This window comes from Salinimicrobium oceani (assembly GCF_012037645.1).
Window position 1 is genome coordinate 1 of record NZ_JAAVJR010001274.1, and the last position, 335, is coordinate 335.

General features: G+C 38.5%; 1 pseudogene. It reads left to right on the forward strand.

What is annotated here, in order from left to right:
- Positions 1-234: pseudogene (locus HC175_RS21805) on the forward strand (hypothetical protein); the annotation flags it as partial.
- Between the last annotated feature and the right edge of the window lie 101 nt (positions 235-335).

A 335-nucleotide genomic window follows, 5' to 3' on the forward strand; every position in this document is an offset into this window, starting at 1 on the left:
ATAAGTAAATTCAGCAGAAAAGAACAGCTTCAGATTTCCATTTTTTCGGCCTTTTCACTGGCAGCATTTTATTCGCTTTCTTTCGAGCTCTACCTGCCGGAAGCTACTGATCGATACACGGCAGATGTCCTGGACGTACTGCTTTATTTTACCGGTGCATTTGCTTTTTGGCTGGTTCAAAAATTGGATATAGCAACAGGAACTTCAGCAATAAAAAAAGCCGCTCAATATTGAACAGCTTTTTTTATTTTTTGGTCTTGATTCTAGTCTCTTGACTTTTGTTTCTATTCAATATATCCCATCTTCCGCATCCAGTCGTCATTGAACATTTTTCC